Annotated in this window: 15 protein-coding genes; all 15 read right to left on the bottom strand. The window is 45.3% G+C overall.

Annotation, left to right across the window (positions count from 1 at the left end; all coding sequences use genetic code 11):
- The 15 genes from ACYZ97_RS06125 to ACYZ97_RS06055 all read right to left on the bottom strand — a co-directional run bounded on the left by ACYZ97_RS06125 (window position 1) and on the right by ACYZ97_RS06055 (window position 12,027).
- Complete coding sequence (locus ACYZ97_RS06125; RefSeq protein ID WP_473300577.1) at window positions 1-114, bottom strand: GpE family phage tail protein; 114 nt, start codon at window positions 112-114, stop codon at window positions 1-3.
- Window positions 115-137: 23 nt separating this feature from the next.
- Entirely contained in the window at window positions 138-401 is a 264-nt protein-coding gene (locus ACYZ97_RS06120; RefSeq protein ID WP_473300576.1) for a phage tail assembly protein, read from the bottom strand.
- A 1-nt stretch (window position 402) separates the two neighbouring features.
- Window positions 403-909 carry a phage major tail tube protein gene (locus ACYZ97_RS06115; protein ID WP_473300575.1) on the bottom strand — a complete coding sequence of 169 codons (507 nt, stop codon included), beginning with the start codon at window positions 907-909 and terminating at the stop codon, window positions 403-405.
- A complete protein-coding gene (locus tag ACYZ97_RS06110; RefSeq protein ID WP_473300574.1) occupies window positions 909-2,312 on the bottom strand; it encodes a phage tail sheath C-terminal domain-containing protein in 1,404 nt (467 codons plus the stop codon). Before ACYZ97_RS06110 ends, ACYZ97_RS06115 begins: the two co-directional genes overlap by 1 nt.
- 137 nt (window positions 2,313-2,449) lie before the next feature.
- Window positions 2,450-2,992: a phage tail protein gene (locus ACYZ97_RS06105; RefSeq protein ID WP_473300573.1), complete on the bottom strand. Its 543-nt coding sequence runs from the start codon at window positions 2,990-2,992 to the stop codon at window positions 2,450-2,452.
- Between the two features lie 81 nt (window positions 2,993-3,073).
- Entirely contained in the window at window positions 3,074-3,658 is a 585-nt protein-coding gene (locus ACYZ97_RS06100) for a phage tail protein (RefSeq protein ID WP_473300572.1), read from the bottom strand.
- Window positions 3,655-4,335 carry a DUF4376 domain-containing protein gene (locus ACYZ97_RS06095; protein ID WP_473300571.1) on the bottom strand — a complete coding sequence of 227 codons (681 nt, stop codon included), beginning with the start codon at window positions 4,333-4,335 and terminating at the stop codon, window positions 3,655-3,657. The genes ACYZ97_RS06100 and ACYZ97_RS06095 overlap by 4 nt, the downstream gene beginning before the upstream one ends.
- Before the next feature lie 8 nt (window positions 4,336-4,343).
- Window positions 4,344-5,912, bottom strand: a complete 1,569-nt coding sequence (locus tag ACYZ97_RS06090) for a phage tail protein (protein WP_473300570.1) — start codon at window positions 5,910-5,912, stop codon at window positions 4,344-4,346.
- Window positions 5,893-6,060 (bottom strand): hypothetical protein, encoded by a 168-nt coding sequence (locus ACYZ97_RS06085; protein ID WP_473300569.1) that lies wholly within the window; start codon window positions 6,058-6,060, stop codon window positions 5,893-5,895. The genes ACYZ97_RS06090 and ACYZ97_RS06085 overlap by 20 nt, the downstream gene beginning before the upstream one ends.
- Before the next feature lie 12 nt (window positions 6,061-6,072).
- Complete coding sequence (locus ACYZ97_RS06080; protein WP_473300568.1) at window positions 6,073-8,346, bottom strand: hypothetical protein; 2,274 nt, start codon at window positions 8,344-8,346, stop codon at window positions 6,073-6,075.
- A 9-nt stretch (window positions 8,347-8,355) separates the two neighbouring features.
- Entirely contained in the window at window positions 8,356-9,597 is a 1,242-nt protein-coding gene (locus tag ACYZ97_RS06075; protein ID WP_473300567.1) for a phage tail protein I, read from the bottom strand.
- Entirely contained in the window at window positions 9,590-10,522 is a 933-nt protein-coding gene (locus ACYZ97_RS06070; RefSeq protein WP_473300566.1) for a baseplate assembly protein, read from the bottom strand. The genes ACYZ97_RS06075 and ACYZ97_RS06070 overlap by 8 nt, the downstream gene beginning before the upstream one ends.
- A complete protein-coding gene (locus tag ACYZ97_RS06065) occupies window positions 10,519-10,857 on the bottom strand; it encodes a GPW/gp25 family protein (protein WP_473300565.1) in 339 nt (112 codons plus the stop codon). Before ACYZ97_RS06065 ends, ACYZ97_RS06070 begins: the two co-directional genes overlap by 4 nt.
- Window positions 10,854-11,495 (bottom strand): phage baseplate assembly protein V, encoded by a 642-nt coding sequence (locus tag ACYZ97_RS06060; protein ID WP_473300564.1) that lies wholly within the window; start codon window positions 11,493-11,495, stop codon window positions 10,854-10,856. Before ACYZ97_RS06060 ends, ACYZ97_RS06065 begins: the two co-directional genes overlap by 4 nt.
- A complete protein-coding gene (locus ACYZ97_RS06055; protein WP_473300563.1) occupies window positions 11,488-12,027 on the bottom strand; it encodes a hypothetical protein in 540 nt (179 codons plus the stop codon). The genes ACYZ97_RS06060 and ACYZ97_RS06055 overlap by 8 nt, the downstream gene beginning before the upstream one ends.
- Window positions 12,028-12,033: the final 6 nt, after the last annotated feature.

The following is a 12,033-nucleotide window of genomic DNA, read 5'->3' as shown; positions in this document are numbered from 1 at the left end:
TCATTTCGCCTTATTGCGTTCAGCGGCTTTTTCACGCCAGAAAATTAAGTCAGCCGGTTCCATTTCTAGCATTTCAGACAGCGACCAGTGGAAAATAGTCGCCAGATCAGCCATAAGATTTGCAGCGCTATCCCAGTCTATGGGCGGCGCTTCTTGGTAAAACCCTGAATAACCTCACCAATTGCCTCGATGTCGGCTTGATCAAGTTCATCTACACCTTCTGGAGGCCACCCTGATAGTTTTGCAATCAGTTCAAGCGTCTCGCCCATATCATCAGAATCGGCTCTTAATCCACGTAGATCTTTTGCCTTGATGCGTCGAATTTCAATGAAGGTGTGAGGCTGGCCTTCAAATTCGATAGGCTCAATAAGGTCGATTTTATGTTTTTGTTTAATATCCATTTTACAACCCAATATTTGCACGGTCATCAGCGAGTTGATCTACGTCGCCAATTTTTTGCACCATGTTGAGCAAATCAATTTCTGCGTATTCGACATCTTTTTGTCGATAGCGGAAATAATTAAGACTGTAATTGAGTGTTGCGGTAGACTTTGTACCGCCCTGCCATTGACCAAATTCAAGCCCTTTGTGGAGCCCCCTTGCATTTATAACAATCGGCTCGGCTCTCTGACCTTGCGCTTGGAATGAACCGCGTAAAGTAACTGGCAAATTAGGATCGTTATATTTTGCAATCAACTTCGGGTCATAATCAGAAATAACAACTTGAAGCGTCATAACCTCAAGGCCTAATGCGATTTCAACAGATCCGTTCATGCCACCCGCACGATGGCTTTCCACGACAGATGTAATATTAGGGAGGGTGATGCTGTCAGCTCGTCCAGCATATGAATCACCATCCAAGTAGAAGTTAAAGTTTTTTAGTACACGCGGGAGAGCAATAAGGGCCATTAGACCAGTTCCTCCAAATAATCATTTGTTAAACGAGAGCGGAAAATCACATGCTCGGCAGGGTAGGGCGGTGTAAATTCAAGGTTGAAATACACCTTGCCGTCTGCAATCGCGGTAGGGCTGTTTAATTCTGGATCAGGATAACAAGTGCCGCCAAGGATTGCCCCAAGCGCCTTTAGTTCACGCATGTAAGCATTGACGCTTTCTGATACATCATCAAAATAGGTTTTGGTAATGTTGCGGTCTACCGCCCATCTATGCGCACGTAGAACGGAATCATTGATAATATCAGCGGTGCGAACTACCGATAAGAAGGCCCATTTGGGATCATCCGAAAGAGTGCGGTTACCCCACAAGCGATAGCCGTCTTCACGGATAATTGTCGCAATATTTTGAGCATTCAGCAGGTTTGCCCGACTAGAACGATCGCCAAGTGCAAAGTCAATCGGACGAGCAGTACCACTAATACCGTTAATAACCTGATTGGATGGTGACCACCAGAACCCTTTTTCATAATCGGTTTTGGCAATCATACCCGCAATCGCAGCACTGGATGGCTCGTTGACAATATTAAGCCCGCGAGCCACCTTTACAAATGGGTCAGTCATAAACAGACGCTTTGAACCAAAATCACCAGCGTATTGAACAGCCGCTTCATCAGTTGTGTTTGGCCCATCAAGTAGCGTCACAGCACGTAGCCGTTCAGAAATACCAACAGCTTCTGCGGCAATAGGATTTGCCGCAGCGCCAACTTTCGCAATGGCGGCTGCACCATTGCCATCACCTTCAATCTTGATTTCAGGAATGCCGGTATAATTTACGCCGGGAGCCGTTACGATGATAGATTCAATCTTACCTTCAACAATAACAGCCTCGGCCTTTGCTCCTACACCGCCACCGCCAACTATTGTGACTTCTGCACGTGTGTAATTTGAGCCGTTTTTGGAAAGTTCAATTTCATTCACACCAACTGGTCGTTGATGTGTGTAGCCGGGAGCGATCAGAATGCGAGGAGAAATGCCATGCGCAGATTGAGCGCCGAGAAGCGAATGAAGTCCCTCATATTGACCATCTTTATTTACACCGCCAAGGACGCGAGCCATTTCTTCGTCGCTACTTCCTTCTTCGACACGCACTGCAACAACTACCGCTCCAATTTGATCAAAGATTAGATCTAGTGCATTAGGCAAAGTGCCCTTACGCTGACCTGTTGTATCAAGCTTAGAGGCTTTAAGCCGTGAGCCAGCGATTAGAACCGGCTTATTGAGAGGAAATTCGGCTTCATTGGCATCAGGCGCAGTACCCACAATCCCAATAATCGCAGAATTAACAGTACGAATAGGACGTGGGCCGTCATCAATTTCAATGACCTCTACGCCATGTAGGAAATCTGTCGCTGCCATTTTGTCACCTTTCCATAGAGAGTTGACAAAATATATACTACGTAAACAATTAAAGCATTGCACGACTGTTCGCAAAGCGGAAAAATCATAAAAAAAGCGCCTCAAAAGCGAGGCAAGACCCTTAAAATTTTGTGATTTTAGTATTTGATGCAGGTCGTGAAGGCGATGTTTTTCATGCGGTTTTCTTCTGCCGTAGGGACGACACGAGAAGCATCGAAAGTTAAACCATGCCTAATACCCCTGCTAGCATAAGCGCCTCCATCACTGTTTCTATAGGATGTTGTTATTGCACCAGATCCGTTGCCGATGTAACCCCAAGAATCTCCACCATAAGCCCCAGTTATATTTCGGATGGCATCACCTTGTTCCGAACCAAGGATGCGATCTGGGTCAAGACCGCGACCTGCATCCCATCCGCGGATAACCAATCCTCTAACGTCAGGAACATTAAAGGTCGCCTTGCCGTCTCCATCGCCATAAAGCGTTCCAATGCTTTTGAATAGGCTCGAATATGTTTTTCTATTATAAGCACCGCCATGCGCGGGAAGATATCCAATTGGCAATACATCTCCGGCAAAGCTTTCTATGAAACCGGCAGGTCGTGAATCTCTTATTTTTTCCGACCTGACAAAACCATCATCATCAATGAGCTGTGAAAGAATCTCTGCATAATTTATCATACTAAGCCCCTTTTTTTTGAGAGGGCGCTTGATAAAATGAATCTAACAATCCCTTTAATAGTATGAAAATAAAGGAGAATTTTACCCCCCCCCCCCCCCCCCCCCCCCCCCATGGGGCGAGGCCAAGCCACTGTATTTTATAAAAAAGGATAGGGCGATGTTTTTAACACGGTTTTCGGAGGCAGTAGGAACAACCCTCGAAGCATCGAAAATTAGTCCTGTTGAATTTAGCCCGCTTGATTGAGCAGGATTTCTTACTTTATCTCCAGCAAGATAAATAGCGCCATCCCCACCTTGCCAAGCCGCTGCGCCTGCTGCGGATAGACTACCCGTAATATTCCTGATCGCATCTTCTTGATAACTACCGAAAGTACGTCCAGCATCAATACCACGCCCCGCGTCCCACCCACGAATAGTGTATGCTCGGGTATCTGGTACATTAAAAGTTGTACTACCGTCACCGGCTCCGAATGTTGTGCCAATAGCTTCAAATAAATCTAAATACTTTATTCTGCTGTATGCACCGCCATGTGTTTTTAAATATCCAACTGGTGGCTGTGTAAAGGCACCGATAAGTATTGTTCCAGCAGGAAAGGTATGAACAAATTTCTCATCAATTGTTCCTATTTCGGTTACTGCTTGTGCGAGACGTTCTGCCGGATTCATGCCAGTACTCCATATGCTTCATCAATCTGCTTTTCTGTGGCAAGCTCACCACGTTTGATCTGTTCCACAATGATTGATTCTTGGGTAAAACATTGGGCTACATGCTCAAGCACTGCATTAGAAATCCCGATCACAGTTTTAGCGTCAATGGTTACAAACTTACCGTCTTCGCCTTTCCATTCGGTTGTATAGGCAGGGTCAGACTCGGCCTTTATGCGCAATCCTGTGATCAAGGTTTTAGAGCGATCATCTGTAGCAACTTTAAAACCCTTTAGCGTAATACCGGCTGTTTCAATCTGATAGCGTTTGTCGGCGGCGTAAGCTAACAGTTCTTCCATTGTAGGAGCAGGTTCTGGAATATACGGTTTTTTAGAAAACAGACTTTTATCTGCGGGATTGCCAAGTTCTTTTATCACAACTTCATTAGCATCTTTATCAAACCACGTTTCGCCGCGATGATCAGCAACCACCAGCCAGTTTTTTCCGTTCCATATCGGCTTTTGTTTATCTTTGAAAGTAGGGGGTGTAATACGTGTTGAGTGAGCAGGGTCAGCAAACACACCTTCTTCTAGCGGCGACGGGTCAGAGTAACCTTCGCCTAGATATTCGCCCGTTTCGGCATGATAATTGTAAATTGTAGGGAAGATGACATCAGGATTTCTGAACCATACGGACATAATAAACCTCAATATTTTATGATTGGGAGAAGGGCAACATTGCGGGGGCGGTTTTCTTCGGCCGTGGGGACGACACGAGAAGCGTCGAAAGTTAAACCGTGCCTACCACCACCATTAGCAGTATAAGAGCCACCATCTCTGCTTGAATAGTATGTTGCTATTGCCCCACTTCCTGGATCAATATAACCCCAAGAACTTCCACCATAAGCCCCAGTTATGTTTCTAATGGCATCTTCCTGTTCTGAACCCAGAATGCGATCAGTATCAATGCCGCGACCTTTATCTAATGCGCGCAGAAATAATCCGCGTCGGTCAGGAACAGCAAAAGTTTTGATACCATCACCACCCCATTTAGTGCCACACCATTTAGAAAGATCAGGATAGGCAGTGATGTTGTGTAGATTACCATTAGCTACGAGCCATCCATCAGGAGGCAATGTATCTTCAATAAAACCTTCAAAGCCGACTGGTATTCGGATACGCTTTTCATGCTCTGATAATAAGCGGTCTAATTCCTGTTTCGTGTAAATGTCTGTTACATCATTTGCTAATGTACCTTGAAAAACGATTTGCGATCCTTTGCGCACCCCGTGATCAAGTGTAAAGCTACCTTCTCCCGTGTCAAACGTTACACCATGCCCATCAAAAAGCATCACACCATTAACAAACACCGCGCCATTACTAAAACCGCCATCCACCTTGAATGGCCCAGTAGTGTCGTCAGAATTGGCAATAAAGATTTGTAGCCTTGAGCCACCGATCGAGATTGTTACCGTTGGCGCCCAACCTGTTTCGGTCATTTGTTTCATGATATTGGGTTTTTGCCCTATATCCATAGCCAAAGTACCTACAGGCACATCAAGTGGTAAATTCACTAGCGGACCGAGATAGCGACTTTTAAAATCAGCTAATAGATTATCAGCCTTATTTCTTGCCACTTCTGCCGCTTTACGCTCGGCTGTACTTTTAACCAAATCAGACGCAACATTATCTTTAACACCAGCAATAGATGCCCGATCTCTTTCAACAGAATCACGAATTGATCGAGTTTCAAACAGCGCATTGACTGATGCCATCGCAGCACCGGCCAGCGCTGAAACGTCCCAATCGTCATGGGGACCAGCATTGCCATAAACCGCAACAATACGCACATCAAGACGAGCCTGATCACGGTCGTAATATATTGTTTGCCCAATTGCATAATCATTGACTGTTGAACGTCTTGTCAGTGCCACAAAGGGAGATGGCGTGAACATATCGGATTGCTCACCCTTGACCAAATGAACCGAGACAATCTCACCGTCCTTGACCTCTAATTGCGAAGCTGATGACGCAATTAGAAAGCCGAGTTCCGACACTTTTTGAATACGCTCTGCCGCCGGCCCCAATATCTCGTTGATACGACGCAGACCAAGATCGAGAAGCTGTTTTTCACTATTTTCAAAACTAACCTTTTTGTCCTCAACAGAGGTTAAACGGGCATCCATATCTTTAAAGATGCCGTTCATCCTCTGCGCAGTGAAAGCTTCGGAAGGTTTTACTTCATAGGCGAGATATCTACTGTTTGATTTTTGCATCCTCAACAGCCTCTTGATCGAGTTTTGCAGCAATTTTACCGAGCAATGTATGCTCGTTAATCGGTGACAAGATACGTCCGTTTAAATTGACGGGCGTTTTAAGTTTCACAATGTAATAAGCGTTCTCATCGTATTTTTTTTGTACCATTGGTAATCTCCTTTAATTGCTCATTCGGGCCATATCGACACGTTCGGCAACGTGATAAGTAACCATCACATTATCGGTGGTGCCTTTGGTACGCAGTCTGTAAGCGCTGATATTTTCGACATCAAAATAGAACCGACGTTCGATTGCTGCCGGATCTTCTGTTTTGCGGTCTTCAAAGTTACTTGCTGCAATAGGTGTCTTGAAACCGTCGCCAGTTAATAGATCAACCACGCAATCATGGCGTTCTTTTTCCCATGATTCCAAACGAAGTCGAACCTCGATTATATTAACAGGGGCCTCCAACATGCGTGGTTTGGTAACATGGCGGTAGTCTGTACGCGGCCTTGATGTTTCTATTGTAGATGCTGCACCAAAAGTCAGTGAAGGCATAAGGTCAGTTGTTCCAATAAATACAACACGGGCTTCGTATTGTGGTACAAGGCCATTTAGAAGGTTGCCTTCACCGGAGCCAAGGGTTCTCCAATTGCCATCTACTCTGATTTGCCACGCTAATTCACAGCCTTCTGGAACATAGCTTTCTGCCATAATGTCAACCGCAACAATTCCACCATCGAGCAGCCAAGATTCAATTTGTACCTCGGCACGTGTCGATGTGAATTCTGCAAAATAAAGTCGCATGGCAAGGTCGATCTTTGAATCGCCCATAAACCAGCCACCACCATCGCCGCTATAGAAATATTGGCCTTGACCATATTTATTGCCGTCAACTGTACAAGCAACGTGACTACCTTCTGTCACAAGCACAAGAGCATAGCGTTCTTTAGTCAAAAATACTGGGCCAATAGGGATATTGGTTGCTTTTGGATGAACCTGTATGCTGTCAACAGGAAGCGTTACGCGGGAAATGATCTTTTTAAGATCAGGCGCACCATTGGTCGTTTCAGTGATCATGACATGAATATCACCGGTTGCAGCAACTTGAGAAAAGAAAAGATCAATATTGGTTAGCCAACCGTCTTGTGCATTCAAAAAGCTTTGACCAGCAATTGCGCCACGAACACCGAATTCTTCAACAACAGCTTCCCAATAAGCTTCTGTATAAGAATCATACCAAAACTGTGTAACACGTATCATTTGGTGATTGATGCCGGTACGGCCACGATCTTCTGGATTAACTTCCCATGTCTCGCCAGCTCGACGGAAAATGCCTGTAACTGGATCATAAGAGCCAGAACGCCACCAAGCGGCATTGGTACAAACAGACATGGTTCCACCATACCTTAACCGCGTCCGGCTGCGCTTTTTTTCAACCAAAGCAGGGGTTTGAATTGGATATTGAGAAAGGATAATCTCACCATCTTTACCCGAAAGATCAAGGCGAACACGCGGCTTATAATCAGGTAATGCAAAATTACCTGTCAGCTTTACACGCGGTTCGAGAGGGTTCAGTAGATTGATATTGGCCTGCCGTTCTGCATGATTGGAAAAGCGCAAACCTTCTTCAACCTTACACATTGTATCAGGGTGTTCACTGTCAGTATCGGATTGCTCGCGTGACAAGAAGTGATCTGCCGCCCAGTAAGAAAGACCATCGGGCATTTCCAACTTATTTTTAATACGGGCAATATCAGCGGTTGCGTTGAAAAACTCTTCTTGGCGAACCGTTCCTTTAATACCAGAAGCGAGCGCAGCCATATCGGTGTCGAGTGTATCAATACGCTTGCCGGTTGATGTCATCCATCCGTCGATTTGTTTGATAGCAGCTGCATTTTTTGAAGATGAAACAATACGATTGTCCTCAACCATCTTGATTTCTTCAATACCGCTTGGAGACATTGTGACGTACGCAATGGCCAGAACATTAGCATCCAAAGCAGGTGGTTGCGGATTGGCATTTTCTAAGCCTGGCACCGAATTGATTTCAGCCGAACGTAAGCTGGTACGAGCCACAACCTTTGACTCTGTTTTGCCGGTATCAACATTGGTCAAAAAGTTGACGGGTTTCATATCCGTTTCAACTTCATTGCCCCAGACAGCAATTGTAATGATTTTCTTCGTGACCGCAGGCGCAAAATCAGCAAGAGGAAGTGTAACACCACCATCATCGTTGCGGATGAATACCTTGCCGTTGTTATAATAACGGCCTTCGCCTACATTGACCTCTAGTGGTCCAGTTTTGACAACAGGAAAGTTCCAAAACTTGCGACCTGAATCAATTGCATCATGAACAACGTGGTCAATAGAATCACGAGCGTATGCCCCGATATTGTTCATATCGGTATCAAGGTTTTCCTGATTTTCGTGAAAAATAACATTTCTTTCCATTTTGCGCTCCTAAAGGCGGTAAGGGACGTAACTATCGAAGGTAATGGAGCCATCAAGTGGCAGTCCATCAGCGAACGTACGGCGGCGTTGAAGTTGATGTGTGACTAGAATTTTGTCGCGTGTGGCTTTTGATATGACGACAGATGAATGGACTTCTTTAATCCGGTTTTGGTCGTCGGCATAAAGAAACGCGGCGTTCAAAAAGCCTTTATTGAAATAGGCTGATTTGTAGCGTTTCTTGTCTTTAAGGTCGATAACCACTTCTGCATTGTAAGGTGGCATTCCAAGTCGGGAGTGCCCAAAGAATGACCATGATTTCAATCGTGGCGTGGCACGGTTGGGGTCATGTAGCACAATTCGGTCGTACATCATCCATTCAGCGTTTGAGCGTGTTAAGAAATTGCGACCGAGGAAACGCCCACAATAGGCCGAATAACCAGCGTTGCCTTCTTCCGATATACGCTCGGAACGAATGCTAATAGGCTGTAACGATGGCACAGCCGATTGCAATGTTACTTGAGACTGGCTGTGTTCATATTCAGTGTCTTGACGAATGGTGACTAATTCAGCCTGTTTTTTTATGCCGCCTAAAAAGCCATGACTGATAAAGCTTTTATTGTAGAAAGCGGCTCGACCTGCATCGCCTGAAATGCTGTAACGCTCAACACGAATGCTTTTACGCTGCTCTTTTGCCGTTGTTAAATTTATAACTTGAAGCGGCGTTTCAATGCCTTTGTCCCATAGCCTTGCATCACGGCCATAAAGTACCGGTCCCATAGAATAACGGCTATATGAATGGTTCAGAAAGCTTTTCCCATAAAAAGAAAAACCCTTGGCATCCCCTTTTTTACTGGCCATATGGACGCGGATTTGCGGCATAGTTCGCAACCAGTCATCCATCTGATCTTTGCTAATGCCGGCAGACAAATATGTGCGCTGTGGTGGCACAACGATCTGTTTAACCTCTCCATCAGCCAGATCTACATATTCACGCAAGCCTTTTTCAGTGCCCTTGATGCGCTGTAATTCAATGGCCTTGGCTATAACTGAACGTTTCTTTTGTTCAGACCAGTTGTCATTCCATATCTCAATGGAAAAACGATAGGCCAACCATGGCAAATAGCGTGCATCAATCGTCCACGGGTCAGACAGATGAGAAAGATTACCAATCGGCATATCGGCAAAATTAGCCGCGTGTTCGAGGTTCTTTTCAAAGGGGGTGGCATTGTTGGGAAGGATGGTTTCAAACATCGATACGATCCACTTCCACAACAACATCAGTCGCAACAGCGATGTTATACGGTCCGCAGTGGATATCTTGCGTCGGTGTTTCAAGAATAACGTTTTGAACGCCCGGAGTGTTTAGTGCGGCGATAATACCGGAGCGTGTTGCGTCATAATCAATTTTTCGGATTGAACGCAGATAAGCATTCAGTCGCTTTAATGCTTCGTTTTTAACAACAGAAGCATCAGGCCCCGGATAAATAACAAGCCTTGCTGAAACGTCATAAGGAATGACATCGGCAGGACGCACCGTAACCATGTCAGTTAAAGGACGAATATCGTTTTCATTTAGTTTGTTGCGAACATTGACGATGATATCTGAACCAGATCGAGTAAGAATACGCTTCTTGTCTCTTGGCTGTTCAAACAATGCGGCTCCAATTTTTATTTCATTTTTACTCGCTTCATCAACATCTTCAAAAGCTAGAAGAGTGACAACAACTTCACCAGGTGCAGGGCTATGAACACCGGCATGAATTATATCCGTTGAAATAGACATGGTATGCGCAATATAAGCGTTACGAGGCCCTGCAGCCGCCAATCTCGTTAGACCTTGCTGAACACGTGAGCGAAAACGCTCTGTATCCTCGCCATCCAACTTTTCAACCCCAACAAAAGCGCCGATGACCTCAAGATCATTTCCTTGTGCCTGCGTAATTGTATTACCACGAGCAGCATCGTTGATACGTTGCCGTAGCAACATTTCACGATAAGCTGCTGCCTCAATAACTTTAATGGCAGGGTCGCTCTCCAGAACGATATAATCGGGCTGCAAGCGTAAAAGATGCGCAATCATTTCCGCTTTGATTTCTTCAAACGAAAATTCTTCGATAAAATCAGGGAAGGGGACACCGGTTAGGTCGATTGTACGGAAATAAGGGATCGTCGTCATATGATCAGCCCTTCCATTTTCAATGGTTTTCCGTCAGGAAGATAGATACCGTCAAAACTAAAATCGACTTTGCCATCACCAGATAGTTTGTAAACAATCTGCTGTAACTTGATACGCGGCTCCCATCGTGTCAAAGCTTCTGCAACAGCTACATAAAGATCAACGGCAAAAAACTGGTTTGTTGGATTATCAATAAGATTGGGAACATTGCCACCATAATCACGGAGCATCACTCGTAGTCCGACACGCGTGGTCAGAATATCAATGACGGATTGACGTAAGTGGTCGAGACCAGATAGCGGCTTTCCTGTGTATCTATTCATGCCGGTCGTCATTGCGGTTCTCCCGTCAATTCAGAGCCACGGCGCACATCTTTATGTTGATGTGTTGATCCGGTATCTTTCCCATTATGTGTGAATTTTGGTGAACGTGTGTTGATAGCCTTCGATGTCTCAACGTTAAGTCCGCCACGAGACTTCATGGTTAGATCGCCATCGGAATCAAAGTCGATTCCTTCTGGTGCCTTGAAGGTCAATCTACCACCCTTCGCACCAATACTTGCGCCACCGCTGATCAGCAGATCAAAAGACCCGCCTTCGGCAACCGACAATTTATAGCTTTTTTCTTGATCGTCATAGTCAAGCGTTGTGCCATCAGGATAAACGGTACGGTGCAAACTGCCTTTATCGCCAGCCTGCGTTGCATCTGTATGTATTGAGCCAACAATAACAGCCTGTGACAAATCACCAGAAGGGGAGGCAGCAATAACCTGTTCGCCAATATCACGACCTTCCCACGTTTTTGTACCACCAGACCGCGCCTGCGTATCAGGAATCCAGTCCGTTTCTATATCGCCGAATTTGACCCGGTAACGTGCTTTCTTATGATCAACCTGGCTAATCTTGCCAATAATAACCTGATTGGAGACACGGCGTTTGAGATCGGTCAGTTCATTATCGCGACGTTCAAACATCTGACACCTCCGTCAGATCATCTTCACCAACGTAATGATCTTCATTGCCGACTCCTGTATCAGGATCAAAGCCGATGAGAATGGTGACTGGTGGTTCTCCACCTTTTTCATAAAGATGGGTGCAATAAATCACTTCAAAATTCAAAGCTGCCACATAAAGTGCCATGCTTCCATCATCAGCAAAATCGATGGTGGTATCGAGTAAGCGGCACCACTCAACTTTGTTTTTTAAGACTGGATCTGCATGAATAATATTTTCAACCTGCCAAGCCATTTCATCAACAGCAATCGCGCCACCATCGCCTGTATGATAGCACTCAATTGAAACTGTCATGACGCGACGGCGAAGACCAAAATCTTGCTGTTCTGAATCTTCTAAGCGCTCATTGGTTGTTCGGATGATAATTGCAGGTGTAGCATTTGTGCTAAGTGTAAAATCACGACTATCAAAGATACGATTACCGGCAAGAGTGGCGCCAGCCGTAATCATCTCGACAATCGTCTGTCGAATAATTTGGCGGGGATGCTCCATTCAAAA

The sequence above is a fragment of the Bartonella sp. bp_1 genome, from assembly GCF_055808085.1.
This window is presented reverse-complemented; position numbering and strand designations above follow the sequence as displayed.

What these genes read in the sequence shown, in the direction of transcription:
- ACYZ97_RS06065 (WP_473300565.1), bottom strand. Translation starts at nt 10,857, where the DNA reads ATGACGACCGGCATGAATAGATACACAGGAAAGCCGCTATCTGGTCTC.
- ACYZ97_RS06080 (WP_473300568.1), bottom strand. Translation starts at nt 8,346, where the DNA reads ATGGAAAGAAATGTTATTTTTCACGAAAATCAGGAAAACCTTGATACC.
- ACYZ97_RS06110 (WP_473300574.1), bottom strand. Translation starts at nt 2,312, where the DNA reads ATGGCAGCGACAGATTTCCTACATGGCGTAGAGGTCATTGAAATTGAT.
- ACYZ97_RS06085 (WP_473300569.1), bottom strand. Translation starts at nt 6,060, where the DNA reads ATGGTACAAAAAAAATACGATGAGAACGCTTATTACATTGTGAAACTT.
- ACYZ97_RS06070 (WP_473300566.1), bottom strand. Translation starts at nt 10,522, where the DNA reads ATGACGACGATCCCTTATTTCCGTACAATCGACCTAACCGGTGTCCCC.
- ACYZ97_RS06090 (WP_473300570.1), bottom strand. Translation starts at nt 5,912, where the DNA reads ATGCAAAAATCAAACAGTAGATATCTCGCCTATGAAGTAAAACCTTCC.
- ACYZ97_RS06060 (WP_473300564.1), bottom strand. Translation starts at nt 11,495, where the DNA reads ATGTTTGAACGTCGCGATAATGAACTGACCGATCTCAAACGCCGTGTC.
- ACYZ97_RS06120 (WP_473300576.1), bottom strand. Translation starts at nt 401, where the DNA reads ATGGATATTAAACAAAAACATAAAATCGACCTTATTGAGCCTATCGAA.
- ACYZ97_RS06125 (WP_473300577.1), bottom strand. Translation starts at nt 114, where the DNA reads ATGGCTGATCTGGCGACTATTTTCCACTGGTCGCTGTCTGAAATGCTA.
- ACYZ97_RS06105 (WP_473300573.1), bottom strand. Translation starts at nt 2,992, where the DNA reads ATGATAAATTATGCAGAGATTCTTTCACAGCTCATTGATGATGATGGT.
- ACYZ97_RS06075 (WP_473300567.1), bottom strand. Translation starts at nt 9,597, where the DNA reads ATGTTTGAAACCATCCTTCCCAACAATGCCACCCCCTTTGAAAAGAAC.
- ACYZ97_RS06100 (WP_473300572.1), bottom strand. Translation starts at nt 3,658, where the DNA reads ATGAATCCGGCAGAACGTCTCGCACAAGCAGTAACCGAAATAGGAACA.
- ACYZ97_RS06115 (WP_473300575.1), bottom strand. Translation starts at nt 909, where the DNA reads ATGGCCCTTATTGCTCTCCCGCGTGTACTAAAAAACTTTAACTTCTAC.
- ACYZ97_RS06095 (WP_473300571.1), bottom strand. Translation starts at nt 4,335, where the DNA reads ATGTCCGTATGGTTCAGAAATCCTGATGTCATCTTCCCTACAATTTAC.
- ACYZ97_RS06055 (WP_473300563.1), bottom strand. Translation starts at nt 12,027, where the DNA reads ATGGAGCATCCCCGCCAAATTATTCGACAGACGATTGTCGAGATGATT.